21 protein-coding genes are annotated in these 24,669 nt (G+C 45.6%); 16 read left to right on the top strand and 5 right to left on the bottom strand.

Features of this window, described 5'->3' with window-relative positions; translation table 11 throughout:
• The first annotated feature begins 72 nt into the window (after nt 1-72).
• Together uspB and OH459_RS14275 are read left to right on the top strand one after the other, a co-directional pair.
• Complete coding sequence (gene uspB, locus OH459_RS14280) at nt 73-396, top strand: universal stress protein UspB (RefSeq protein WP_005448571.1); 324 nt, start codon at nt 73-75, stop codon at nt 394-396.
• A 181-nt stretch (nt 397-577) separates the two neighbouring features.
• A complete protein-coding gene (locus OH459_RS14275; RefSeq protein ID WP_269987315.1) occupies nt 578-1,771 on the top strand; it encodes an NAD(P)/FAD-dependent oxidoreductase in 1,194 nt (397 codons plus the stop codon).
• Nucleotides 1,772-1,827: 56 nt separating this feature from the next.
• Here OH459_RS14275 and OH459_RS14270 read toward each other — a convergent pair whose 3' ends face one another.
• The 3 genes from OH459_RS14270 to OH459_RS14260 form a co-directional block, all read right to left on the bottom strand.
• Nucleotides 1,828-3,648 carry a sodium:solute symporter family transporter gene (locus OH459_RS14270; RefSeq protein ID WP_256893348.1) on the bottom strand — a complete coding sequence of 607 codons (1,821 nt, stop codon included), beginning with the start codon at nt 3,646-3,648 and terminating at the stop codon, nt 1,828-1,830.
• Between the two features lie 358 nt (nt 3,649-4,006).
• The gene (locus OH459_RS14265) at nt 4,007-6,454 is read right to left on the bottom strand and encodes a sensor domain-containing protein (protein ID WP_269987314.1); all 2,448 of its coding nucleotides are present in this window, start codon (nt 6,452-6,454) and stop codon (nt 4,007-4,009) included.
• A 195-nt stretch (nt 6,455-6,649) separates the two neighbouring features.
• Nucleotides 6,650-7,558, bottom strand: coding sequence for a DMT family transporter (locus OH459_RS14260; protein WP_269987312.1), 909 nt, complete (start codon nt 7,556-7,558; stop codon nt 6,650-6,652).
• Nucleotides 7,559-7,727: 169 nt separating this feature from the next.
• Here OH459_RS14260 and rmuC point away from each other — a divergent pair, with 169 nt between their 5' ends.
• The 7 genes from rmuC to tatC all read left to right on the top strand — a co-directional run bounded on the left by rmuC (nt 7,728) and on the right by tatC (nt 13,910).
• A complete protein-coding gene (rmuC, locus tag OH459_RS14255) occupies nt 7,728-9,260 on the top strand; it encodes a DNA recombination protein RmuC (protein ID WP_005434560.1) in 1,533 nt (510 codons plus the stop codon).
• A 78-nt stretch (nt 9,261-9,338) separates the two neighbouring features.
• Entirely contained in the window at nt 9,339-10,118 is a 780-nt protein-coding gene (gene ubiE / locus OH459_RS14250; protein ID WP_005429980.1) for a bifunctional demethylmenaquinone methyltransferase/2-methoxy-6-polyprenyl-1,4-benzoquinol methylase UbiE, read from the top strand.
• Nucleotides 10,119-10,129: 11 nt separating this feature from the next.
• The gene (locus OH459_RS14245; protein WP_239911939.1) at nt 10,130-10,765 is read left to right on the top strand and encodes a ubiquinone biosynthesis accessory factor UbiJ; all 636 of its coding nucleotides are present in this window, start codon (nt 10,130-10,132) and stop codon (nt 10,763-10,765) included.
• Nucleotides 10,762-12,396, top strand: coding sequence for a ubiquinone biosynthesis regulatory protein kinase UbiB (gene ubiB, locus OH459_RS14240; protein WP_005434553.1), 1,635 nt, complete (start codon nt 10,762-10,764; stop codon nt 12,394-12,396). The genes OH459_RS14245 and ubiB overlap by 4 nt, the downstream gene beginning before the upstream one ends.
• Nucleotides 12,397-12,444: 48 nt before the next feature.
• Complete coding sequence (tatA, locus tag OH459_RS14235; RefSeq protein WP_005429959.1) at nt 12,445-12,693, top strand: Sec-independent protein translocase subunit TatA; 249 nt, start codon at nt 12,445-12,447, stop codon at nt 12,691-12,693.
• Between the two features lie 3 nt (nt 12,694-12,696).
• Nucleotides 12,697-13,095, top strand: coding sequence for a Sec-independent protein translocase protein TatB (gene tatB / locus OH459_RS14230; RefSeq protein ID WP_005430029.1), 399 nt, complete (start codon nt 12,697-12,699; stop codon nt 13,093-13,095).
• A gap of 68 nt (nt 13,096-13,163) precedes the next feature.
• Nucleotides 13,164-13,910, top strand: a complete 747-nt coding sequence (gene tatC, locus OH459_RS14225) for a twin-arginine translocase subunit TatC (RefSeq protein WP_005448551.1) — start codon at nt 13,164-13,166, stop codon at nt 13,908-13,910.
• A 664-nt stretch (nt 13,911-14,574) separates the two neighbouring features.
• On the opposite strand, the gene OH459_RS14220 is transcribed toward tatC, so the two are convergent.
• Entirely contained in the window at nt 14,575-15,339 is a 765-nt protein-coding gene (locus tag OH459_RS14220; protein ID WP_029788970.1) for a TatD family hydrolase, read from the bottom strand.
• Nucleotides 15,340-15,525: 186 nt separating this feature from the next.
• On the opposite strand from OH459_RS14220, the gene hemB reads away from it, so the two are divergent.
• The 4 genes from hemB to OH459_RS28315 all read left to right on the top strand — a co-directional run bounded on the left by hemB (nt 15,526) and on the right by OH459_RS28315 (nt 20,787).
• Nucleotides 15,526-16,587, top strand: coding sequence for a porphobilinogen synthase (gene hemB / locus OH459_RS14215; protein WP_005448548.1), 1,062 nt, complete (start codon nt 15,526-15,528; stop codon nt 16,585-16,587).
• A 125-nt stretch (nt 16,588-16,712) separates the two neighbouring features.
• Nucleotides 16,713-17,147 (top strand): GNAT family N-acetyltransferase, encoded by a 435-nt coding sequence (locus tag OH459_RS14210; protein ID WP_009701602.1) that lies wholly within the window; start codon nt 16,713-16,715, stop codon nt 17,145-17,147.
• A 606-nt stretch (nt 17,148-17,753) separates the two neighbouring features.
• Nucleotides 17,754-20,546 (top strand): DNA polymerase I, encoded by a 2,793-nt coding sequence (gene polA, locus OH459_RS14205; protein ID WP_050914424.1) that lies wholly within the window; start codon nt 17,754-17,756, stop codon nt 20,544-20,546.
• A gap of 193 nt (nt 20,547-20,739) precedes the next feature.
• Entirely contained in the window at nt 20,740-20,787 is a 48-nt protein-coding gene (locus tag OH459_RS28315; RefSeq protein ID WP_438356636.1) for a hypothetical protein, read from the top strand.
• Between the two features lie 516 nt (nt 20,788-21,303).
• Here OH459_RS28315 and yihA read toward each other — a convergent pair.
• Nucleotides 21,304-21,963, bottom strand: a complete 660-nt coding sequence (yihA, locus tag OH459_RS14200) for a ribosome biogenesis GTP-binding protein YihA/YsxC (protein ID WP_009698995.1) — start codon at nt 21,961-21,963, stop codon at nt 21,304-21,306.
• A 159-nt stretch (nt 21,964-22,122) separates the two neighbouring features.
• Here yihA and OH459_RS14195 point away from each other — a divergent pair, with 159 nt between their 5' ends.
• From OH459_RS14195 to yihI, 3 genes are all read left to right on the top strand, one after another.
• A complete protein-coding gene (locus OH459_RS14195) occupies nt 22,123-22,740 on the top strand; it encodes a c-type cytochrome (protein WP_005448544.1) in 618 nt (205 codons plus the stop codon).
• Nucleotides 22,741-23,483: 743 nt separating this feature from the next.
• Complete coding sequence (locus OH459_RS14190; protein WP_005448542.1) at nt 23,484-24,122, top strand: class I SAM-dependent methyltransferase; 639 nt, start codon at nt 23,484-23,486, stop codon at nt 24,120-24,122.
• Complete coding sequence (gene yihI / locus OH459_RS14185; RefSeq protein ID WP_269987299.1) at nt 24,122-24,667, top strand: Der GTPase-activating protein YihI; 546 nt, start codon at nt 24,122-24,124, stop codon at nt 24,665-24,667. The genes OH459_RS14190 and yihI overlap by 1 nt, the downstream gene beginning before the upstream one ends.
• Nucleotides 24,668-24,669: the final 2 nt, after the last annotated feature.

Here is a 24,669-nt window from a genome sequence, read left to right as displayed (position 1 = left end):
AGCAGCGGGTTAAGGACGAAGCATTGGTCGTCTTTATCTCTTGAGCATCGTTGAAGATGTAGGGAGGAAAAGATGATCAGTGGAGACACAATCTTATTTGCGCTAATGGTAGTAACGGGAGTAAACATGGTCCGTTATCTCACCGCTCTTCGTTCTTTAATTTACATCATGCGTGAAGCGCATCCTTTGCTTTATCAGCAAGTGGATGGCAATGGATTTTTCACCACCCATGGTAACGTCACCAAACAGGTGCGGTTATACCATTACATTAAGAGTAAAGAGTATCACCATCATCATGATGAGATCTTTACTGGCAAATGCGAAAGGGTGCGCGGGTTATTCATTTTATCGACCGCTTTACTTGGTGTGACCCTACTGGCTGCCTTCATTCTTTAAGCCAGCAAGCAGTGCTTGGAATTTAAGCGCTTTTCCCGCTCGACTTTTGTCGTTAGAATAGCGCCCGCAGAAAGCAAGGATGTGCATTACGCACATCCTTTTTTATTTTTGGACTTATATACCCAAACACCTCGAGGTTACTGGGTATAAACCAGTTTAAATAAGTAATTGAGCGTTACCCATGAGTAAGAAATTTGATGTTGTTGTAATCGGCGCAGGTGCGGCGGGTTTGATGTGTGCAGCAGAAGCTGGCAAACGCGGACGCAGTGTGCTCGTGCTGGATCATGCGAAAAAGCCAGGACGTAAAATCCTTATCTCAGGTGGTGGTCGTTGTAACTTCACTAACTACGACGTCTCAGCGAGCAACTACTTATGTCAAAACCCACACTTCGTGAAGTCGGCGTTGTCTCAGTACACCAACTGGGACTTTATCTCGATGGTCAGCAAGCATGGCATCGAGTTTGAAGAGCGCGATCACGGACAGCTGTTCTGTGTTGATGCATTCACTGCAAAAGACATCGTTAAGATGCTGCTAGCAGAATGCGACCTGCCAAACATCCAACAACGCTACCAATGTGATGTACATTCGATCGAGAAAACCGATGTGGGCTTCCGTCTGCATGCTGGTACTGAAAATATCGAATGTGAATCTTTGGTGGTGGCAACGGGTGGTCTGTCGATGCCTAAATTGGGCGCGACGCCATTCGGCTACAAGATTGCTGAACAGTTCGAGATCCCGGTGATTACCACTACAGCAGGTCTGGTGCCGTTTACGCTGCATAAAGAAGACAAAGAAGATTTCGCTGAACTATCGGGCATTGCGATCCCGGCAGAAATCACTGCGCAAGACGGTACTATGTTCAAAGAAGCATTGCTGTTTACTCACCGCGGCTTGTCTGGTCCATCGGTACTGCAGATCTCGTCATTCTGGAAAGCGGGTCAGAAGGTGACGATCAACCTCGTACCAAACGACGATATCGCTGAGCTACTAGAACGCAGCCGCGAGAAGCATCCAAACCAATCGTTGAAGAACACGCTAGCAAAAGTGCTACCAAAGCGTTTGGTTGAAGTGCTGATTGAGCGTAAAGAATTGGCAGACAAACCTCTTAAGCAGTTCAACCAGAAAGAGATGGCAACCATCGTTGAGCGTCTAGAAAACTGGGCAGTCGCACCGAACGGCACAGAAGGTTACCGCACTGCAGAAGTGACCCTCGGCGGCGTAGATACCGATCACCTGTCTTCAAAAACCATGGAATGTAAGAACATCAAAGGTTTGTACTTCATCGGTGAAGTGATGGACGTAACCGGCTGGTTAGGTGGCTATAACTTCCAATGGTGCTGGTCGAGCGGTTTTGTTGCTGGTCAGTGGGTGTAAGAAATAAGAAGCCTAGCTTAATTAGCTAGGCTTTTTTCTTTAAGGCTGAAGTGCCATTACCAGAATACGATGTATAGGATGACGGTGAGTGCGCAAACCAGACCGCCCCATTTTAAAGCCGCTTGAGATGGCGTCATATCTAAGGTTGTATTGGATTTAAACTCGACCCTCTCTTCTTTAAAAATCATGCCATAGACTGTCAGTATTGCGAGTACCGCGATTAGACAGTAAGACATGTTGTAGAGAAAGTGAATGTGAGGGTAGTTCGCTTGCATAAACGCGTAGATGATGGCGTTTGCAACAATACCAATCACACCAGCCCACTTGCCTGATGTTCTATTGATTAAGCCGTAGATAAATACCGCTAAAATACCCGTCGATACATAACCTTGGAATGACTGAATAAAGCCAAAGATTGATTTGAATTCAGCAAGCATAGGTGCGACGACACATCCAATTACTACAAACACACCAATGCAAATACGCCCAAACTTAACATATTCACCTTGCGCTGCTGCTGGACGGATATAGCGTTGATAAACGTCCATTGTGAGCAATGTTGAAGCGGCATTAAGGACAGCTGCGAGGGATGAGATAATTGCTCCCATCAAAGCTGCGATTACGAAACCGAGAACACCCGTATTTTTGGGGATCAACTTAGTGATGAGTAGCCCCATCGCAGAGTCATATTTATATGGGTTGATCGCTTCTTTTACTACGTTTCCCTCTCCTAAACGAGCGACCACTTGTTGGTTATGTTCTAGGATTTCTTCAGCTTTGTTAGGGTGAGAGTTAGCGTATTTACTATCAAGAATAAATACCTTGTTGGTATCGATGTCAGAGACAGCCTGCTCATAACTAGAGAATACACTGCCGCCAGCGTCTAGGTTGGCACTTGCTTCCATATCCGAAGAGAAAAGGTTGAAAGCGATGATGCCTGGTATAACGATAATAAATGGGATGATCAGTTTTAACCCAGCAGCTAAAACTAAACCTTTTTGTCCATCACCAAGAGAAGCGGAACCCAAGATTCTTTGGGTAATGTATTGGTTTAAACCCCAGTAGTAAAAGTTTGGAATCCAGATACCTAGCAGTAATACTGGCCATGGCATTGCTGGTGTATCCATGTGCATTGATTCACTGTTTAGTGCATTGAATTTGGTCAGAACACCAGCATCAGAATTGATGTGGGCTGCATTCCCTGTTGAAGAAACTAATTGAGAAACATCAACTGCACCAAGAGCATCAAACGCGAAATAGGTAATGATCGCTCCGCCCACAATAAGAGCAGTGCCTTGTAATAAGTCCGCCCAAGCACACGCTTTTAGACCACCAAAGGCTACATAGAGTGCAGCCATCCCACCTAGGATCCAGCATGCAAAGGGTAAAGAGACAAAATAGCCGAATTCAGCAAACAGCTTTGTCATCGTTATCGCACCAGCATAAATCACCCCAACTAAGCTAACTCCCACAAGAATTAGAATCATTGATAAGGTCATCGCAAGGCGCGCCCAGTGGTTGTAACGAACTTCTAAAAACTCGGGAATTGTTGTTATGCCGGTTTTAAGGAAATAAGGAAGTAAAACGAAGGCAACGACAACAAGTGTAATTGCAGCGATCCACTCCCAACTTGCTACGGAAAGCCCTTCTAATCCAGCACCTTGCCCGGACATACCTACAAATTGTTCTGCAGAAATATTGGCAGCGATCAGTGAGAAACCAATCAACCACCAACTCAGACCTCGACCTGCAAGAAAATAATCAGCAGCACCGTTATCCGAGTTTGCTCCATTGGTAGCGGGCTTACTTTTTATCATGCCGACGCCAATGACGGCGATCATGAATGCCAGTGCTACAGTTATATCGAGAATACCCATTTTCTATAGACCTTTTGTTTCATTAATTTGTGGAAACGATTTCACCTATAAGTATGTAATCCTTGTGATTATTATTATTTTTAACGTAGAGTCGTCTATTATTGTTTTGTTTTATGGTGGTATCGTTTACACAAGAATCTATTTTTTTATAAAACGTATTACGAGGTAAAAACGTATTAGCTGTGATTTTGATCACTTGTCATGGGGGGCTTATGTGATCGTGTCAGGCAAGTTAAATAATTGATTGTGATGAATAATGAGAACTTATTTTGTGCGTAAGGGAAACAACCAGATAGGCAATACACGGTGACAGAATAGGGGGATAGAGACAAAAACCGAGCGCAGTGCTCGGTCTTTTTTATGTAAACAACTTCTCTGCGCGTACTGGGGCGCTAAAGCGGAAGCCTTGTCCGTAGATGCAGCCGCGCTCGAATAGGTATTGGGCTTGCTCGTCGGTTTCGATGCCTTCTGCGACCACTTTCAATGACAGGGTTTGTCCCATCGCGATGATGGCATTCACGATCGCATTGCTGTCGGTGTTGCTTGGAACATCGCTTACGAAAGAGCGGTCGATCTTCAATTTGTTGATTGGCAAACCTTTGAGGTAAGACAGTGACGAGTAACCGGTACCAAAGTCATCAAGAGAGATCTCAATGCCAAGCTCGCGCAGCAAGTTGAGTGATGCGATGGCTTGTTGTGGGTCAATCAGCAAGAAGCTTTCGGTGATTTCTAGCTCTAGACGGTGCGCCGGGAATTCAGTCTCTTTTAGAATCACCCCAAGTTTACTGATGAAGTCCGATTGTTGTAGCTGAAGAGCCGATACGTTTACCGCGAGCTTGCCAAATTCAATGCCGTTATCTAACCATGCGCGACCTTGCAAACAAGCTTGCTCCAAGACCCATTTACCAATGCTTTGAATCAAGCCCGTTTTCTCTGCAATCGGGATAAAGTCCGCTGGAGAAATCATCCCAAGATCGGGATGTTGCCAACGCAGCAGGGCTTCTACGCCCACCAGTTCGTTTGCACTTAAGTTGTATTGCGGTTGGTACGCTAAATGAAGTTGGTTTTTCTCAATCGCTTCATGCAAAGCAGACTGCATACGCACGTGAGACACGGATTTATCGGTCAAATCTGGCGAGTAGAACGCGTAGCCGTTACGACCATTTTTCTTCGCCAAATACATGGCGGTATCGGCGTTCTTTAGCAAGGTTTCGCTGTCTTGTCCGTCTTGTGGGTAACGCGCCACACCTACGCTGGTGGAGATGCGTAAAGATTCGTTCTTGCTGACTTCAAAAGGACGGTTGAACAGGCAGAGTATGTCCTCAATGGTGTCGATCAGCTGCGAATCCGATTCGATATTCGGCAAGATAATGACAAATTCATCGCCACCAATACGTGCCACATGAGCGCGTAAGTGCAGCACATCTTGCAGACGTTCAGCGAGCTTAGTCAGCAGTTGGTCACCACAGAAGTGTCCCATGCTGTCGTTGATATGCTTGAAGTGGTCGATATCGAGGAACAGAGTCGCAAACGCGTGTTGATGTTTCTGACCGTTCTCAATGTGTTGTTCTAGCAAGCTGATCAAATGGGTACGGTTAGGAAGGTTGGTCAATGGATCGTAAAACGCCATGCGTTGCAGCTTTTCTTCGTGCGCTTTACGTACCGAGATGTCTTCGAACACACAGATGTAGTTGATCAGGTGGTTCTTATCGTCCATCACCGCACTGATGGTGGCGAGCTGTGGGTAAATGCTGCCATCTTTTTTACGGTTGATGAACTCGCCTTTCCACTGACCTTTGCTTTCTAGCTGACGCCACAACTGCTGATAAAACTCGCGGTCGTGATGCCCAGAACGCAAGATATTTGGGTTCTTACCGATCACTTCTTCTGCTGTATAACCGGTGATGTGGGTGAAGGCGCTGTTCACATCAAGAATGTTGGCTTTGCGGTCGGTGATCACCATCCCTTCGTGGGAGTTATCGAAGATTTTCGATGCCAATGACAACTGAGTTTCTACCATTTTTCGACGAGTGACGTTGCGTGTCATACCCAAAATACCAATCAGCTCTCCGGTTTGATTGCGGATTGGCGATTTGATGGTCTCCAACCAGGTTGGGTTGTTGTTGTCATCAATGAGAGTGCACTCTTCCACCGTGTTTTGGCTGCCTGTAGCGATCACCAACTGGTCGGTATCAATGAACTTTTTCGCTCGACGGCTACTGAACAACTCGAAGTCATTCTTGCCGACGATTTCACTGCCGGTCATTTTCCAAGAGTCTTCAACGCTGCGGTTGGTCATCGCGTAGCGACCATCAGTGCTCTTTATCCACGTGTGATCTTCTAAGCAATCAATGAATTCTTGTAGAGATGGCAGTAACTCTGGCAATTGAACATCGTGACGCTGCTGCTCTTTATGGTAAGTCTGAGCGACATCAAAGCCGACGCGTCCTGCCAACGCGCTTAACCATCCAGAAATGACAGTATCTTGATCGGTTGGATGAACCAATGCGAATGCAGCAAACAGCTCACCGCTCGGCAACCATATCGGGCAGTAACTCAAGGTTTGGTTTTGAAAGGGCGTTTGCTCAACAACAAGCTGAGGATAGATAAAGTGCTCAGTGGCTGGATCGAGAATCGCGACTATTTCACGATGATGTTGCGGCGATGTCGCCACCTCACTCAAGCGCCATTGGCGAGTGTAGCTGAAAGTATAAAGCTGACCGTGCGCCTGTGTGGCATCACAGCATTGTTGCAGAGCCTGTTTCCAGTCTGTCATCAATGCAGGGGAGATAGCGAAGCGAAACATAGTTAATAAAGCATCCTGAGCGCCCTTGGATTTATGTTGTTAACATCTAATTAGACGTTCATATCGGGCTTTGGCTATATCGTATCCAAAGCCCGAACAAATCCAAGCAAGGAACACTTCATTAATCGAGTAAACTGTTAGCTAGCTCTCTTTTTTATAAATCGCGTCTCATTTTTGCAATGGTTTCGGACGTCATCATTGAACGGTGTTCGCCTGTTTTTGCTTTTTGCCGAACTTCACTTGTTGAATCACCAAGCCACTGATGATCAGCACTAAGCCAATCAAAGTGGATGGGTGAATCTCTTCACCAATGATGGTCGCAAGCAGCATGAGCGAGATGAATGGTGAAGCAAAAATCAGGTTGCTGATGCGTGCGGTGTTCTCGGTGAGTTTGAGTGCCGTTAGCCACAACACGAAGGTTACGCCCATCTCAAACAGACCAACATAAGTCACTGCAGCCCAACCTTTCACTGTGATTTGGCTCCAGTCTGCGCCTTCATAAATGCTTAAGCCAATCGCAAACGGAATCGCAACCAGAAAGCCCAATAGCACGCCCACCACAGGGTCGGCTTTGTTTTTGGTGTTGAGAATCCAGTAACTTGCCCAAAGCAATGTGGAAAGTAGCGCTAACCCCACACCAAGCGGACTTTCGAATTCCATTCCGAGCACGTTGCCTTTGGTGGCAATCACGATGACGCCTAAATAACTAAAACCACAAGCAATCCAGTCTTTATTGCGGATCTTCTGACCCAAGAAAACCGCCGCCATCAAGGTGAGCGTGATCGCCCAACTGTAGTTGATCGCCTGCGCTTGGGAGGCTGGCAATAAGTCGTATGCTTTAAACAAGATGAGGTAGTACGCCAGTGGGTTAATCAATCCGAGCAGTAAGTAGTACCAAGGATTGGCAAGAAACGTTGAACTGAGCTGATTCAGCTTGCCCTGCACGCCACATACCACGATGAGCGCGATGGCTGAGACAATACTCGCCATGGTCAGCATCTGAATCGGTGAGAATTCCGCCAAAGTCAATTTAAATGCGGTCGCTACTGTTGACCAAAGTAATACCGCTGATAGCCCAAATCCTAGGGCGCGACGCTCGTTCATGATGCCTCTGTGTGATGATGTACCGCTCATCGCTGTTGGTTTGAGCAGGTGTGAGTATGTTGTACGGAGCGCCTAGTGTATGCGAGGATTTTTCATCCAACAAACTGGACATTTATCCAGTATGTAAATACCATTATTAGAGATAAAAAACACAGGCTAACTCGCTATTATGCAATGGATTCTTGAGCATCAATCTCTCATTCTGTCTTCTCTTTTTACCGCGACTATCAGCGGTGTTGCAGTGGGTTGGTGGGTTAAACAACGCTTTGCCACACAAACTCAATTGCTCGAACAACAGCTCTCTTCTGAAAAACAGCTTCATCAACAACAACTTGAACAAGTAAAGCAAAGTCTCGCTGAAGCACAGCAAGAATTGGATGAGCTTGATGACGAGCGCGATAAAGCGGCTTTCGAGGTGCGCCAAACTCACGGTAAATTGATGGCGGCGATGGAAAAACTGCGCTATTTCGAAGCAGTGAAGCAAGAGCGTCAGCAGTATTTTGATGAGCTAGGGCAGATGCGAGAGCATAAATCGCGTCTTGAAACCCAGCTTGGTGAGCAGCAAGCGCGCCACGAGCAAATTAACCAAGCCAATGCAGAAAAACTGCAAATTCTTGAACAAGCAGAAGTGCGTTTGAAGCAGCAATTTGAACACCTAGCGAATCAGTTGTTTGAAGAGAAAACCGCCAAAGTCGATATGCAAAACCGTCAGAGCTTGGAAGGTTTGCTGTCTCCACTTAAAGAGCAACTGGAAGGGTTCAAAAAACAAGTTAACGACAGCTTTAGCCAAGAAGCCAAAGAGCGTCACACCTTGGTGCATGAGTTGAAGAACCTGCAACGCTTGAACGAGCACATGACCCGAGAAGCGGTCAATCTGACTCAAGCTCTGAAAGGTGACAACAAGCAGCAGGGCAACTGGGGTGAAGTGGTTCTGGCTCGTGTATTGGCAGAATCTGGTTTGCGTGAAGGGCACGAGTACCAAACTCAGGTGAGCTTGCAAAACGAAGCGGGCAAACGCTATCAACCTGATGTGATTGTTCACTTACCGCAAAACAAACAAGTGGTGGTCGATTCGAAAATGGCGCTGGTGGCGTACGAGCGCTACTTCAACGCAGAGAACGACATTCAACGAGAGCAGGCGCTGAGCGATCACCTAGCCGCGCTGCGTGCGCACATCAAAGGCTTGAGTCTTAAGGATTACCATCAGCTAAAAGGCATCCAGAGCTTAGACTACGTATTGATGTTTATTCCGGTAGAGCCTGCATTCCAAGTTGCGATTCAAGCCGACCCAAGCTTGGTTAAAGATGCGATGGAACAAAACATTATTTTGGTTAGCCCTACCACTTTGCTGGTGGCGCTACGTACGATAGATAACTTGTGGCGTAACGAACGCCAAAATGAAAATGCCCAATTGATCGCGGAGCGTGCGGCAAAATTGTACGACAAACTACGCTTGTTCATTGATGACATGGAAGGGCTGGGCGGCGCATTAGACAAAGCCAACCAAACGTACCAAGGGGCAATGAACAAACTAGCGACAGGGCGTGGCAACGTGATTCGTCAGGCTGAAAGCTTTAAGCAACTAGGAGTGGAAGTAAAACGTCCAATCTCGCCAGATCTTGCTCAGTTGGCGCAGACAGAGTCATTTTCGGAAAATGCTTCTTTAGTAGAAAGACATCCGGCTGAGGATAAAGTAAACTAATCGCCCGCAGTACAGTGGGCGACCCTATTTGTTATCAACCGCCCCGAAGTGAGAAAGTGCTGCCCAAGAGGAATCAGAATGACGGACACAAGTGTGCAATCAAATACAGCGTTAGATAACGACACTACCCACTTTGGTTTTACCACAGTGGCAAAAGACGAAAAAGTGACCAAAGTTGCCGAAGTTTTCCACTCAGTGGCAGCAAAATACGACATCATGAATGACTTGATGTCAGGTGGCGTTCATCGCCTTTGGAAGCGTTTTACTATTGATTGCAGTGGCGCTCGTCCGGGACAACGCGTTCTCGATCTAGGTGGTGGTACTGGCGACCTGACGGCGAAATTCTCGCGCATTGTTGGCGACCAAGGTCACGTGATCCTAGCGGACATCAACAACTCAATGCTGAATGTAGGTCGTGACAAACTGCGCGACAACGGCATTGTGGGTAACGTGCATTACGTTCAAGCGAACGCAGAAGAACTGCCGTTCCCAGATGATTACTTTGACGTAATTACTATCAGCTTCTGTCTACGTAACGTCACCGATAAAGACAAAGCGCTGCGCTCTATGTTCCGCGTATTGAAGCCAGGTGGTCGTCTGTTGGTGCTTGAGTTCTCAAAACCAATCCTAGAGCCACTATCAAAAGTGTACGACGCGTACTCATTCCACCTATTGCCAAAAATGGGTGAGCTAGTGGCGAACGACGCAGACAGCTACCGTTACCTAGCAGAATCTATCCGCATGCACCCAGACCAAGACACGCTGGAAGGCATGATGAAAGAAGCGGGCTTTGAAAACACCAAATACTACAACCTAACGGGTGGTATTGTGGCGCTGCACCGCGGCTACAAATTCTAAGGATAAGCGGTATGCCATTTGAACCTCTTATCACTGCCGTTATTGAAACGACACTAAATACGCTGATTAAAGACGATCCTGAATTGGGTCGTCGTTTGTCACGTCTTAAAGGTCAGGTGATTCAAATTCATCTGAAAGAAATCAATAAGACACTGACGTTCATCTTCAGCCAGCAAATCGATGTTTTGGGTAATTACGAAGGTCAGCCAGATTGTTATCTGTCGTTGAATCTAAGCGTACTGCCTGAGTTGCGCGATCAAGCCAACATCACCCGCCTTATCAAACAAGACAAACTTGAACTTGAAGGTGACATCCAATTGGCACAGAAATTCTCTCAATTGATGGTGGATTGCAAACCTGATATCGAAGAGTGGCTGTCTCGCGTGACAGGTGATGTCGTGGCACATACTTTTGTGCAAGGCACCAAAAACGTCGGCGGTTTCTTTGCTTCTCAAGCAGAAAAACACCAGCGTCATTTTGCTCAAGTGGTAACAGAAGAGTGGAAACTGGCGCCAGCACCGCTAGAAATTGCCCACTTCTGTGACCAAGTGGATGACGTTCGTAGCCAAGCTTCTCGCGTTGAAGCACGTCTAAACGCATTACTAAACAAGTTCGATTCGGATAAGCCTGCGCTGGAGAACTCATGACGCCAGCAGAAATAAAGCGCTTATACCACATCATTAAAGTTCAGCTGGAATATGGCTTGGATGAGTTGTTGCCTGATCATCAACTGACCAAAGCGCCGCTTTTGATGCGCAAAAGCCTATTCTGGATGAAGAACAAGCACCCAGAAAAACCACTGGGTGAACGCCTTCGTCTCGCTCTGCAAGAACTTGGTCCGGTTTGGATTAAGTTCGGTCAGATGATGTCGACTCGCCGTGACCTTTTCCCTCCGCATATCGCTGATCCTCTTGCACTTTTGCAAGACCAAGTTGCGCCATTTGATGGGCAGTTAGCGAAAGAACAAATGGAACTCGCTCTGGGCGGTCCATTAGAAAACTGGTTTACTGAATTTGATATCAAACCGTTAGCGTCTGCGTCGATTGCTCAGGTGCATACTGCTCGATTAAAAGACACTAACCAAGAAGTGGTATTAAAGGTCATCCGTCCAGATATTCGTCCGGTCATTGATTCAGATCTAAAACTGATGCACCGAATGGCGCGTATAGTCGCCGGAGCGATGCCTGAAGCACGTCGTTTGAAACCAGTTGAAGTGGTTCGCGAGTACGAAAAAACCTTACTTGATGAACTCGATTTGCGTCGTGAAGCGGCGAACGCGATTCAACTGCGTCGCAACTTCGAAGGCAGTGAAGAGCTTTACGTACCAGAAGTTTTTCCTGACTTTAGTAATGAAACTGTCATGGTTTCTGAGCGAATATATGGCATCCAAGTCTCTGATATTGAAGGCTTGGAAGCGAATGGCACCAATATGAAATTGCTCGCGGAACGCGGTGTGAGTGTGTTCTTCACTCAGGTGTTTCGAGACAGCTTTTTCCATGCCGACATGCACCCGGGCAACGTGTTCGTTAAACCGGAGCATCCAGAGAATCCGATGTGGATTGGGCTGGATTGCGGGATCGTTGGTACACTTAATAGTGAAGACAAACGCTATCTGGCGGAAAACTTCCTCGCTTTCTTCAATCGTGACTACCGCCGCGTAGCGGAGTTGCACGTTGATTCGGGGTGGGTACCTGCCGATACCAATGTCGATGAATTTGAATTTGCGATTCGCATTGTGTGTGAGCCAATCTTTGCTAAACCACTGTGTGAAATCTCTTTCGGTCACGTACTTTTGAACCTGTTCAACACTGCGCGTCGATTCAATATGGAAGTGCAGCCGCAGCTTGTATTGCTACAAAAAACGCTGTTGTACGTCGAAGGACTGGGTCGCCAGTTGTACCCGCAACTAGATTTGTGGGAGACCGCGAAACCGTTCCTTGAAGAATGGATGATGAACCAAGTCGGTCCGCAAGCTTTAGTGAATGCCATTAAAGACCGCGCGCCGTTTTGGGCAGAGAAGTTACCGGAACTGCCGGAGCTGCTTTACGATAGCCTTAAACAAGGTAAAGCCATGAATCAACGCATGGATCAGCTTTACCAAGGTTACCGTCACAGCAAGCGTCAGCAGGCGACAGGAAAGTTTTTATTTGGCGTTGGAGCCACTTTAGTCGTATGCTCGGCAATATTGGTGGATAACGCTTATGAGCAGCTATCGATCGCTAGCGGTATCGCAGGGGTCACATTTTGGTTGCTTAGTTGGCGAGCTTATCGTCGATAGACGTTAAACTCTTGAAATAATTTTGTTTAAAGACCCGAGGTAAAAAGAATGGGTGGTATCAGTGTTTGGCAACTTCTAATCATTGCTGTAATTGTTGTATTGCTATTCGGAACTAAGAAACTACGCGGTATCGGTGGCGATCTGGGTGGTGCCGTTAAGGGCTTCAAAAAAGCAATGAGCGAAGATGAGCCTGCGAAGAAAGACGACAAAGACGCAGACTTCGAGCCAAAAAGTCTAGAAGAGCAGCAAAAGAAAGAAGCAGCTCCTGAATCGAAAAAAGACAAAGAGCAGGCGTAAAACGTGTTTGATATCGGTTTTTGGGAACTGGTATTAATATCTGTTGTTGGTCTGGTTGTTCTTGGTCCAGAGCGTTTGCCACATGCCATCCGCAGTGTCTCTCGTTTTGTCGGAGCAGCGAAGAGTATGGCAAATAGCGTCAAAGACGAGTTGTCACACGAGCTGAAAGTTCAAGAACTGCAAGAAAACTTGCGCAAAGCTGAGCAAATGGGGATGGATGATCTATCTCCTGAGCTGAAATCTTCGGTCGAAGAATTGAAGAAAGCGGCGCAATCTGTAAACCGCCCTTACGCGGAGCCAACCAAATCAGAAGCGGAGCCTAAACAAGAGGCACCAGCGACTGAAACCGTTGAGAAAGCGGAAGAGATTAAGGTTACAGCGGCAGATAAGAAAGCCGAATAGTCTCATTAGGAGGAGCTACTAGTGATTGGTAGCTCCTTTTTGATCAGGTTTTAAAAAAGAGGTTTGCCATGTCTACCGTCGAGCAGACACAACCTTTAATTAGTCATTTATTAGAACTTCGCAACCGACTGCTTAAAGCCATTGCTGCAGTACTGGTGGTGTTTGTTGGACTAATTTACTTCTCTAACCACATCTACGAGTTTGTTTCAGCGCCTTTGGTAGAACGCCTACCTGAAGGTGCAACGATGATCGCAACCGATGTGGCTTCACCGTTTTTCACACCTTTGAAGCTAACCTTGATTGCTTCGGTGTTTATTGCGGTGCCGTTTATCTTGTACCAAGTATGGGCCTTTGTAGCGCCAGGTTTGTACAAGCATGAACGTCGATTGATCATGCCATTGCTGTTCTCTAGCTCACTGTTGTTCTACTGCGGTGTTGCCTTTGCTTACTTCGTGGTATTCCCACTGGTGTTTGGCTTCTTTACCGCTATCTCTCTTGGTGGGGTAGAGTTCGCAACCGACATCTCAAGTTACCTCGACTTTGTGCTGGCGCTGTTTATGGCGTTTGGTATCGCGTTTGAAGTGCCTGTAGCGATCATCTTGCTATGTTGGACTGGCGCGACCACACCACAAGATCTGAAAGAGAAGCGCCCATACATCATCGTGTGTGCGTTTATTGTCGGTATGTTACTCACGCCGCCGGATATGATCTCGCAAACTCTACTGGCAATCCCTATGTGTTTGCTGTTTGAGGTGGGTTTGTTCTTCGCGCGTTTCTACACACGTAAAGATGAAGAAGAGCAAGTGGAAGAGTAAAGTCACTACAACTCCACCATTCAGTATTAAAAAAGCGGCTCATGGAGCCGCTTTTTGGTATCTACAGTTTATCGAAGCTTGATTTCGTGACCGCATTTAGAGCAGACATATACTTCTTTAATTCCAATCAATTTTTGAAACCAACTGCGTTGTTGACGTTGTAAATACACTCCGTGATTACACATTGCGAATCCTATCTTTTTTATTTTATAAGCCGGCGGGCATTTTATGTGAAATCATGTACATAATTCAATGGGACTAACTATATAGTTAAGAGCACAACTATATGATTATGAAATAATTGGTTTGTAGCACTAAACCTTTAAATCGCCGCCGCGTCTACAAACCAAGTCAGTCTCGCTGAACCTAGCATCTCGAGGTTACTTGGGTATACCAAGACTATGTAATTTTGCGGATGTATCCGCACCTTGAGCAGATGTATACCTCTTTGATGCCCATTAGCTTTTGCAATAGGGTGCGTTTTTGACGCTGTAAGTAAATACCGTGCTGGCAAGTGTTCATGAGCAGCCCATATCATTGAATATATGGGCAATAGTTTAGGGAGAGAAGCGCTTATATCTCAATAGCATGTTACTTATATATTTAAGGTTAATGTATTGAATTATAACGAAATGTTTTATTTTAATTTATGTAAGTACTTACATCACTTCAGGCTAAACAACTCTTCTGCGTTTTTGGTCGTCAGAGCATCAATCGCTTCAAGGCTTTCTCCGCGTAGTTCCGCCACGCGCGCCGCCACTAAAGAAGTGTAAGCTGGTTCGTTACGTTTCCCACGATGTGGAACAGGGGCAAGGTACGGGCAGTCTGTTTCTAGAATCACCCAGTTCATATCCAGATGCGGGATAACCTTATCCATACCGCCGTTTTTGAAGGTTGATACTCCGCCCAGACCTAAGTGGAACCCAAGCTCGTTGATTGCCTGTGCTTCTTCTACGCTGCCACCAAAACAATGGAATACACCACGCAAGCGACCATCTTGTTCTTGACGAAGTAAGGTCAGTGTTTCTTCAATTGAATCACGAGTGTGGATAACGACAGGCAAATCCATCTCTTTAGCCCAGTTTAACTGAGTCACAAACGCCATCTCCTGCTCTGCTCGGAAGGTTTTATCCCAGTACAGATCGATACCGATTTCACCCACTGCAATAAAGTTATGCTTTTCAAACCAGTCACGAATGATTGCCAGTGTTTGCTCAACATTGCCATCGACGTAACATGGATGCAGCCCCATCATTGAACGACAAATCTCAGGATAAGCCGCTTCGGTTTTTAGCATCGGCTCAATAGACTCAAGATCGATGTTCGGCAGCAGAATTTTATCAATGCCTTGTTCTAAAGCGCGCTTCACCACCTCGTCGCGGTCGTTATCAAATTCGCTAGCGTAAATATGAGCGTGAGTATCGATCATGGTTGGTCTCTATGGTTTATCGGTGTATGGAATTAGTGAGAAGTATACTTGAGTGTGAGTGCGGGGTCATTTTCGGTTTTTTTCATGCCGTTTTTCCATATTGCTGCTCGCAAGGTGTATCAAGAGTGATATGATTTTGCCACCAGATGATTTGATCATCGTAACCTTCCAGACAAGGAGAAAGTGGTGTCTGTATCAATTCAAGGTCCATTCCCTGCACGCCGTATGCGTCGTATGCGTAAGCACGATTTTAGTCGTCGTTTGATGGCTGAAAACCAAGTTTCAGTAAACGATTTGATTTACCCAATGTTCATTCTGATGGGTAAAGATCGTCGTGAAAGTGTTGAATCGATGCCGGGTGTAGAACGTTTGTCGATTGATTTAATGCTAGAAGAAGCACAATACCTAGCAAACCTAGGCGTACCAGCAATCGCGCTTTTCCCTGTCGTAAACCAAGACGCTAAAAGCTTATGTGCTGCTGAAGCTTACAACCCTGAAGGTTTGGTTCAGCGCGCAGTACGTGCATTAAAAGAGCACGTACCTCAAATCGGAGTGATCACAGATGTGGCACTTGACCCGTTCACTACTCACGGTCAAGACGGCATCATCGATGAAGATGGCTACGTGATGAATGATGAGACAACCGAAGTACTTGTAAAACAAGCGCTGTCTCACGCAGAAGCGGGTGCAGACGTGGTTGCACCATCAGACATGATGGATGGTCGTATAGGTAAAATCCGTGAAGCACTAGAAGAAGCGGGTCACATCCATACTCAAATCATGGCTTACTCTGCGAAATACGCATCAAACTACTACGGTCCATTCCGTGATGCAGTTGGTTCATCAGCGAACCTAAAAGGTGGCAACAAGAAAAACTACCAAATGGACCCTGCGAATACGGATGAAGCGCTACATGAAGTGGCTCTTGATATCAATGAAGGCGCTGACATGGTGATGGTTAAGCCAGGTATGCCTTACCTTGATGTGGTTCGTCGTGTTAAGACTGAGCTTCAAGTTCCAACGTTCGCTTACCAAGTTTCTGGTGAGTACGCGATGCATAAAGCAGCCATCATGAATGGTTGGCTAAAAGAGCGCGAGACCGTGATGGAATCTCTGCTTTGCTTCAAACGTGCAGGCGCGGATGGCATCCTGACTTACTTCGCGAAAGATGTAGCAGAGTGGTTAGCGGAAGAAAATGCACAAGCTGCAGAGCACCTAGTAAAGACTCAAGAAGCGACAGACGAGTAATTATCGCTCAATGAGAAAAACCAGACCGACAATTGTTGTCGGTCTGAATATACCCAAGTACCCTCAAGACGGAATACACACGGCTTGAAGTTACTTGGGTATATTTATTTCTGGAGAGTAAGACAATGACAATGCTGATTCGTGAAGGCACGCTGGAAGAAGCGATCCAAGTGGTGGCTCGTGTTACTGAGTTTGCACGTGGTGAGACGGTTGAATCCATGGCAGAGCGTCTTGGGGATAAAAAAAGCTTAATCTTAGTCGCTGAGAAAGCAGGAGCTATCCTTGGCTTTAAAATCGGCTATGAGTTAGATGATTACACCTTTTACAGCTGGTTTGGTGGCGTTGCGCCAGAAGCGCGCAATGAGGGTGTGGCTCAGATGTTATTGGAAGCGCAAGAAGAATGGGTCGCAGAGCAGGGCTACAAAACGTTAAAAGTGAAATCACGCAATCAATTTCCTGCCATGCTTCGTTTGTTGCTAAGAAATGACTATATCATTGAAAAATTTGAAGAAAAAACCAACTTGCGTGAGTCTCGAGTCCACTTCATTAAGGCGCTATAAAAAATAAATGAGATTTTTTCTCATTTAGGTATTGACTGTTAAATGAGAATCATTATTATTAAACCTGTCTTAGGGAATGAGGAAAGTTCACAAGGACGTTGAGTTGCTAATTAACTGAGTGTTGAGAAGGTAATGAAACATTTTCCCCAGAACTTGCACGAATTCTTTTTGACACGACATTGCTCACATTGCTTCCAGTGTAATTTATAGCTTCTTGGTTAAGCTGCCATATAAATGGAAATAGCTTCACCACTTCTGCTAGGCGACCCAATTGGGTCGCTTTTTTCTTTTCTGAGATTTCTAATTGACGCCTCTATTGGCAACTTTTCCACATGTCATGATCATTTTAGGATCGTTGATCTTCTCGCCTGTTGGTATTTATTTTTATTAAAAACAATGCCTTACGTTGGTGTTTTGTTGGTTTTATTTCCGTTGGATAACCAGTGGATAATTTCTATAAACAGAGTTATCCACAAGAAGGTGCAAATTTCGTGAATAACATCGGAAAATTTCCGCGACCTTGATCGAGCGAACAAGATAGATTCGGATCAGCAGTCATGGCATTCTAAGCAGATCTATTAAGTACTGATTTGGATACAGACAATTATGGCAAGTATTCCTGAAAATCCGTTGATTCTGATCGACGGCTCTTCTTACCTATATCGCGCTTTTCACGCTTACCCAGGCACGATGAGTAACGGTGAAATCCCAACTAACGCAGTTTACGGTGTAGTGAACATGTTACGCAGCATGATGCGTCAGTTTGCTTCTGATCGTATCGCAGTGGTTTTCGATGCGAAGGGTAAAACCTTCCGTGACGATATGTACCCGGAATACAAAGCGAATCGTCCACCAATGCCGGACGACCTTCGTTGCCAGATCGAACCTCTGCATAACGTTATTCGTGCGATGGGCCTGCCATTGATCTGTATTCCAGGCGTAGAAGCCGATGACGTGATTGGTACTCTGGCTTATCAAGCATCGCAACAAGGCATGCCTGTTTTGATCAGTACTGGCGATAAAGATATGGCGCAGTTGGTGGATGATAACGTTACGTTGATCAACACCATGACGAATGTTGTGATGGATCGCGAAGGCGTGGTTGAGAAGTTTGGTATCCCACCAGAATTGATCATCGACTACCTAGCGTTGATGGGCGATAAAGTCGATAACATTCCTGGCGTTCCAGGTGTGGGTGATAAAACGGCAACTGCTTTGCTACAAGGCATTGGCGGTCTGACAAAGCTGTATGAAAACCTCGACGATATTGCAGCGCTTGGCTTCCGTGGTTCAAAAACCATGGCTAAGAAGCTAGTCGACAACAAAGACAACGCAATGCTGTCTTACGAACTAGCGACCATCAAGCTGGATGTAGAGCTGGAAGAGACGCCAGAATCATTGCTAAAAGCAGAACCAAGCACAGATGAACTGATCAAACTGTACGGTCAGTTGACGTTCAAGTCTTGGTTGAATGAGCTATTAGAAGGCGGCACAGGTGTAGTAGAAGCGGATGAATCAACCGGTGCTGCGCGTGGTGGTTCTGCTTCATCTAAAGCAGACATGGACACTTCAGCAGTAAAAATCGATCGTAGCCAGTACGAAACCATCCTAGATGAAGCTTCATTTAATGCTTGGTTAGACAAACTAAAAGCGTCTGAATTATTTGCGTTTGATACCGAAACCGACAGCCTAGATTACATGGTGGCAAACTTGGTTGGTTTGTCATTTGCAACAGATGAAGGTATTGCGGCTTATGTACCAGTGGCTCACGACTACCTAGATGCGCCGCAGCAGCTGGATCGTGATTGGGTACTGGCACAGCTAAAGCCGATTCTTGAAGATGAGGCTCAGGCTAAAGTCGGTCAAAACCTAAAATACGATGCGTCTGTGCTGGCTCGCTACGGCATCGAGATGAAAGGCATCAAGCATGACACCATGTTGGCGTCTTACGTCTACAACAGTGTAGGCGGCAAACATGATATGGACAGCTTGGCACTGCGCTTCCTACAGCACAGCTGCATTTCATTCGAGCAAATCGCAGGTAAAGGTAAAAACCAACTGACCTTCAACCAAATCGATCTGGATGAAGCTTCACCATATGCTGCAGAAGATGCGGACGTGACACTTCGTCTACATAACCGTTTGTTTGCTAACATCGAGCAAGATGAAAAGCTAAAAACCGTATACGAAGAAATCGAAATGCCTCTCGTGCCTGTGCTGTCTCGCATTGAACGTACTGGTGTATTGATTGATGACATGAAGCTTAGCGCGCAATCTGTAGAAATTGCTGCACGTCTGGACGAGCTTGAGCAGAAAGCCTATGAGATTGCAGAACAAGAGTTCAACATGAACTCACCGAAGCAGCTGCAAGCACTTCTGTTTGAAAAAATGGGTCTACCAGTTATCAAGAAGACGCCATCAGGCACACCTTCTACTAATGAAGAAGTGCTGCAAGAGCTGGCTCTGGATTACCCACTACCAAAACTGATTTTGGAATACCGTGGTCTGGCGAAGCTAAAATCAACGTACACCGATAAGTTGCCGAAGATGATCAACCCATCAACGGGTCGTGTGCATACTTCTTACCACCAAGCGGTGACCGCAACGGGCCGTCTATCTTCAACCGATCCTAACTTGCAGAACATCCCTATTCGTAATGAAGAAGGTCGTCGTATTCGTCAGGCATTCGTTGCCCCTACGGGTTACAAGATTCTGGCAGTCGACTACTCTCAGATTGAATTGCGTATTATGGCGCACCTATCAGGTGACCAAGCACTGCTTGATGCGTTCCGAGACGGCAAAGATATCCACGCAGCAACGGCAGCAGAAATCATGGGCGTTTCTATTGAAGACGTTTCAAGTGAGCAACGTCGCCGTGCGAAAGCGGTTAACTTCGGTCTAATCTACGGCATGAGTGCGTTTGGCTTGGCGAAGCAACTGGGTATTCCTCGTGGTGAAGCACAAGCGTACATGGACAAGTACTTCGAGCGCTATCCAGGCGTGATGCAGTACATGGAAGACACGCGCAGTGCGGCTTCAGAGCAAGGCTTCGTCGAGACCATTTTTGGTCGCCGTCTACACCTTCCTGAAATTCAATCTCGTAACGGCATGCGTCGTAAGGCGGCAGAACGTGCAGCGATCAATGCACCGATGCAAGGTACCGCTGCGGACATCATCAAGAAAGCGATGTTGTTAGTTGATCAGTGGATTCAAGAAGAAGGCAACGGTCGAGTGAAACTTCTGATGCAAGTACACGATGAACTGGTATTTGAAGTTGAAGAGTCGTCTTTGTCCGAAATTGAAAGTAAAGTACAGAATTTGATGGAATCTGCAGCAGAGCTGAAAGTGCCTCTAGTGGCAGAAGCAGGTCACGGTGACAACTGGGATCAAGCACACTAGTCATTTTTAAGCCAATTTAGCCCATTTAGCATGAGCCAGCGCACAAACGCTGGCTTTTTTGTGTCATTAAAAAAGCAAATCAGATCTGAGATTTAATGTTGCTTAATAAAACTTTCATGAAAAAAAACTACAAAAGTTCTTTGCAAATCTGACCAATTGTTGTACATTATCTCTCGTAGGGTACAGAGGTAAGATGTTCTATCTTTCAGACCTTTTGTTTCACGTTATTGGATTAGGCTGATTCAGCCGCCCCAGTCAGTTTTTGACTGGGGCGTTTTTTATTGGGTGAAAGAAAAATTTTCTTTTTGATCAGTAAGTTAAGCTAAACCCTCAAAAACCTTCTTTTTTGACCTCTCTAAGCCACTGCAAAATCTCGATTTTTCCTTTAAATTTATTGCGTTATTCATGCTGTAAATTTACGCCAGTCACACTATTATTTTTTCTTGAAAGAAACTAAGTTACGTCTTTTTGATACTTCGTTTAACTTAACTATCTGAATGTTAAGACTATTGGATGGTTTGGGTGGGGATATTTGTCGGTGAGCAGGAAATAAGATTGCTTTTTAACCTATTGAAATCGAATCTCAGTTCAGTAATGCTTCGCCACATAACAATAATTACCAATTTTTCTCTCCCGTTATCCCTGCCAGGAAGGTGGGGATTTTTATTGCCTGAAATTCACGTTTTTAGATGACAGATAAACAAAAGCCCCACCAAAAGGCAGGGCTGTGTCGAAAAAATTTAACAAATTTTGTTAATTATTCTTCGCCGCTCTCTGGAGCGCCTTGCTCGTCTTCTTCAATCAAGTGTGCAAATGCTGGTGCAAACCAAGTGTCCAGTTTGGCACGTAGCTGATCGACACCTAGACCTTTCAGTGAAGAGAACACATCAACCGATACGTCACCACCAAATGTTTCCACTTGCTTGCGGATTTTCAGTAGCGTTTGTTTGCGAGCACCGCTTTTCAGTTTGTCTGCTTTAGTCAGAAGAACTTGAACAGGGATGCGGCTGTCGATTGCCCAGAAAATCATTTGTTGGTCGAGATCTTTCATTGGGTGACGGATGTCCATCAGAACCACCAAGCCTTTTAGGCACTCGCGTTTCTGTAGGTATTCACCTAATGATTTTTGCCATTTGTTCTTCATCTCAACAGGTACTTGAGCGAAGCCATATCCTGGCAAATCGACAATGTGACAACCTTCTTCCACTTTGAAAAGGTTGATCAATTGAGTACGACCTGGTGTCTTTGATGTCTTTGCTAAGCTTTTTTGGTTAGTAAGACGGTTAAGTGCACTCGATTTACCAGCGTTTGAGCGTCCTGCAAACGCAATTTCGACACCTTCGTCCTCAGGTAAGTGACGAATATCGGGTGCGCTGGTGATGAAATGCGTGTTTTGGTAATGAATTTTTACGCTCACTGTTAACTCCATCTCGACTTTGTGTAGTCGATTGATTACTTTTTTGTGAAATTGTGTAGAATAACCGTGCTCGGCATAAGGTCGCCTATTGTACCATGAGTGTACGCGGTATGTTCACATTCCGTGGTACTGGAAGCTTGATAATTATAATGGAATGTCATGAAGAAATTAGCGCTAATTTTGAGTCTTTTAGCCAGTTGCTCAGTATGGGCCCAAGGTAATATTGAAGCTGGTAAAGCAAAATCACAAACTTGTGTCGCCTGTCACGGAGCGGACGGTAACAGTGCAATCGCAATGTACCCGAAACTTGCAGGCCAACACGCTAAGTATCTTGAGAAGCAGTTAAAAGATCTAAAACTAGGTATGACTAGTGGTGGTAAGCAAGGTCGTTACGACCCTGTGATGAGTGGTATGGCAATGCCACTGAGCGATGAAGACATCGCTGATCTGTCTGCATACTATGCCTCTCTACCAATCTCAGAGAGTTCAACACCAGAAGATGTTGTTGACAAAGGTAAAGTACTTTACACCGCTGGTAACGCAGAACGCGGTCTAACCGCATGTATCGCATGTCACGGTCCTCGTGGTAACGGCACTGAGCTTTCAGGTTTCCCTAAAATTTCTGGTCAGCACTCTGACTACATCAAAGCTCAGCTAGAAAAGTTCCGTGATGGTAACCGTGGTAACGATATGAACGCCATGATGCGTGACATCGCGAAAAAAATGACAGACGAAGACATCGAAGTTCTGTCGAAATACGTTGGCGGTCTGCACTAAACCCCTACATAGTTCGAGCACAGTTATACAAATATGCCCTAGCTTTTTTGCTGGGGCATTTTTGTTAGTGATCTTGATCACATATGGATTTTCATTCACAAGTGATAGTTAGCTCGGTGCTTTGTGAGACATTTGCCATACTTGTTCGATACTATTTCTCATCTTGTTCTTTAAGTTATTGATAGATTAGACTATTTATTTTTGACCAAAAAATCCTATCAATAATTCTTTTCAATGACTTGTCGGTTTTTATCCAGTCCGTAAAGTAGAGGCTGTTCACAAGGAGTGAATGACAGGAATTTAGACCATGGATATAAGGTCTCCAAGGACGCAAACGAAGGACGTTTGATAGTCGGAAAAGGGACTTAGGTAGGCAAGGAGCCTATCAGATATGGATGGTCATCTAGTCTAACGGTTAAGACAGCGAAACGGATCAAGCTCAGGAAGTAGCTCAGTAGACAGGAAGTAAACGGATAGCCAAAACTCATCAGGAAGATGAAGAACAACACTTTTTGGCAAGGAAAGCTCGAAAAACAAAAGGATTCTTGGTGCACCAAATGAGTGCAACACAGTTTCGCCACTATTGGTGGCATTCAGAAAGCGACAGTCTCACTGTCGCTTTTTTTATACCTTCAATTCCGATAAAAACTTTTTTAACAAAAACTGCTGAAAAAGTATCCAGTAACACTCCAATCTGAGTCCACTTTCTGGTATGTTTCGCATCCCTGTTTGAGGAAGTCAGCATGCACACCTGTCCTTTATGCCAGAATCAGCGCACTCACCACTTTTTTGAAGATAAGCAACGCGAGTATCTTCAATGTGAGCAGTGCAGTTTGGTATTCGTCAATCCAGACCAACGTTTGGATGCGGAAACTGAAAAAGCTCACTATGATCTGCATGAGAACAATCCTGAAGATATGGGATATCGCCGTTTTTTGGCACGAATTGCTGACCCAATCGCAGAGCGAATTTCACCACAATCGAACGGAATCGACTTTGGTTGTGGTCCGGGCCCTACGCTTTCCTTAATGCTAGAAGAAGCGGGGCACAACATGGCGTTGTACGATCTTTACTATCACCCAGATACTTGTGTGTTGGAAAAGCAGTACGATTTCATGACAGCAACAGAGGTGATCGAACACCTCTACCACCCAGATATGGTGTGGAAGCAATGGTTGAATTTAGTTAAGCCAGGTGGCTGGATAGGCCTGATGACGAAAATGGTCATCGATGTAGAAGCCTTTCGGACATGGCACTATAAGAACGATCCGACGCATGTGGTGTTCTTTAGCCGTGATACGTTCCAGTTCCTAGCAGAGCGGGATAAGCTCGAACTCGAATTTATTGGTAATGATGTAATTTTACTGAGGAAGACCCAGTAATGAGCCGTAAAAAGAAATCAAGAAAGCCAGGTGCCTCTGGCGCACCTGAGTTTGTAGTAACTCGTAACCGTACAGAATCAGATGTAGAAGGTCGTCTACGTAAGCGCGCGAAAAAGCGTAAAGGCTTGAAGACTGGTAGCCGCAACTCTGATGCGGAAGAGCAGAAGAAACAAGCCGCAGCGCAAAAACGCGATCCTCGCTTAGGCAGCAAGAAGAAGATTCCTCTGATTGTTGAGCCAGCGAAGAAGCAAACGAAACAAGAGCGTCGTCTATCTGCTGAGCAAGAGCTAGAGATGCTAGAAAACGATGCGCAATTGAACGTGTTGTTGGATCGTATCGAAGCGGGTGAGAACCTAGGTACTGGTTTACAGAAATATGTAGACGAGAAGCTAGATCGCATCGAGAAGCTAATGGATCAACTAGGTCTACTAGAGCCGGAAGAAGACGACGAAGACTTTACTGCGCCAGCAGTAAAAGGGTCTCGTAGCGACGACGATCTACTTGCAGACTTCGACGATATCAACTTCGACGACTACAAAGGATAAGT

Source organism: Vibrio sp. MM46 (genome assembly GCF_027587135.1).
GTDB lineage: Bacteria > Pseudomonadota > Gammaproteobacteria > Enterobacterales > Vibrionaceae > Vibrio > Vibrio harveyi.
The sequence above is the reverse complement of the archived record's forward strand: the minus strand, read 5'-3'. Positions and strand labels throughout refer to the sequence as shown.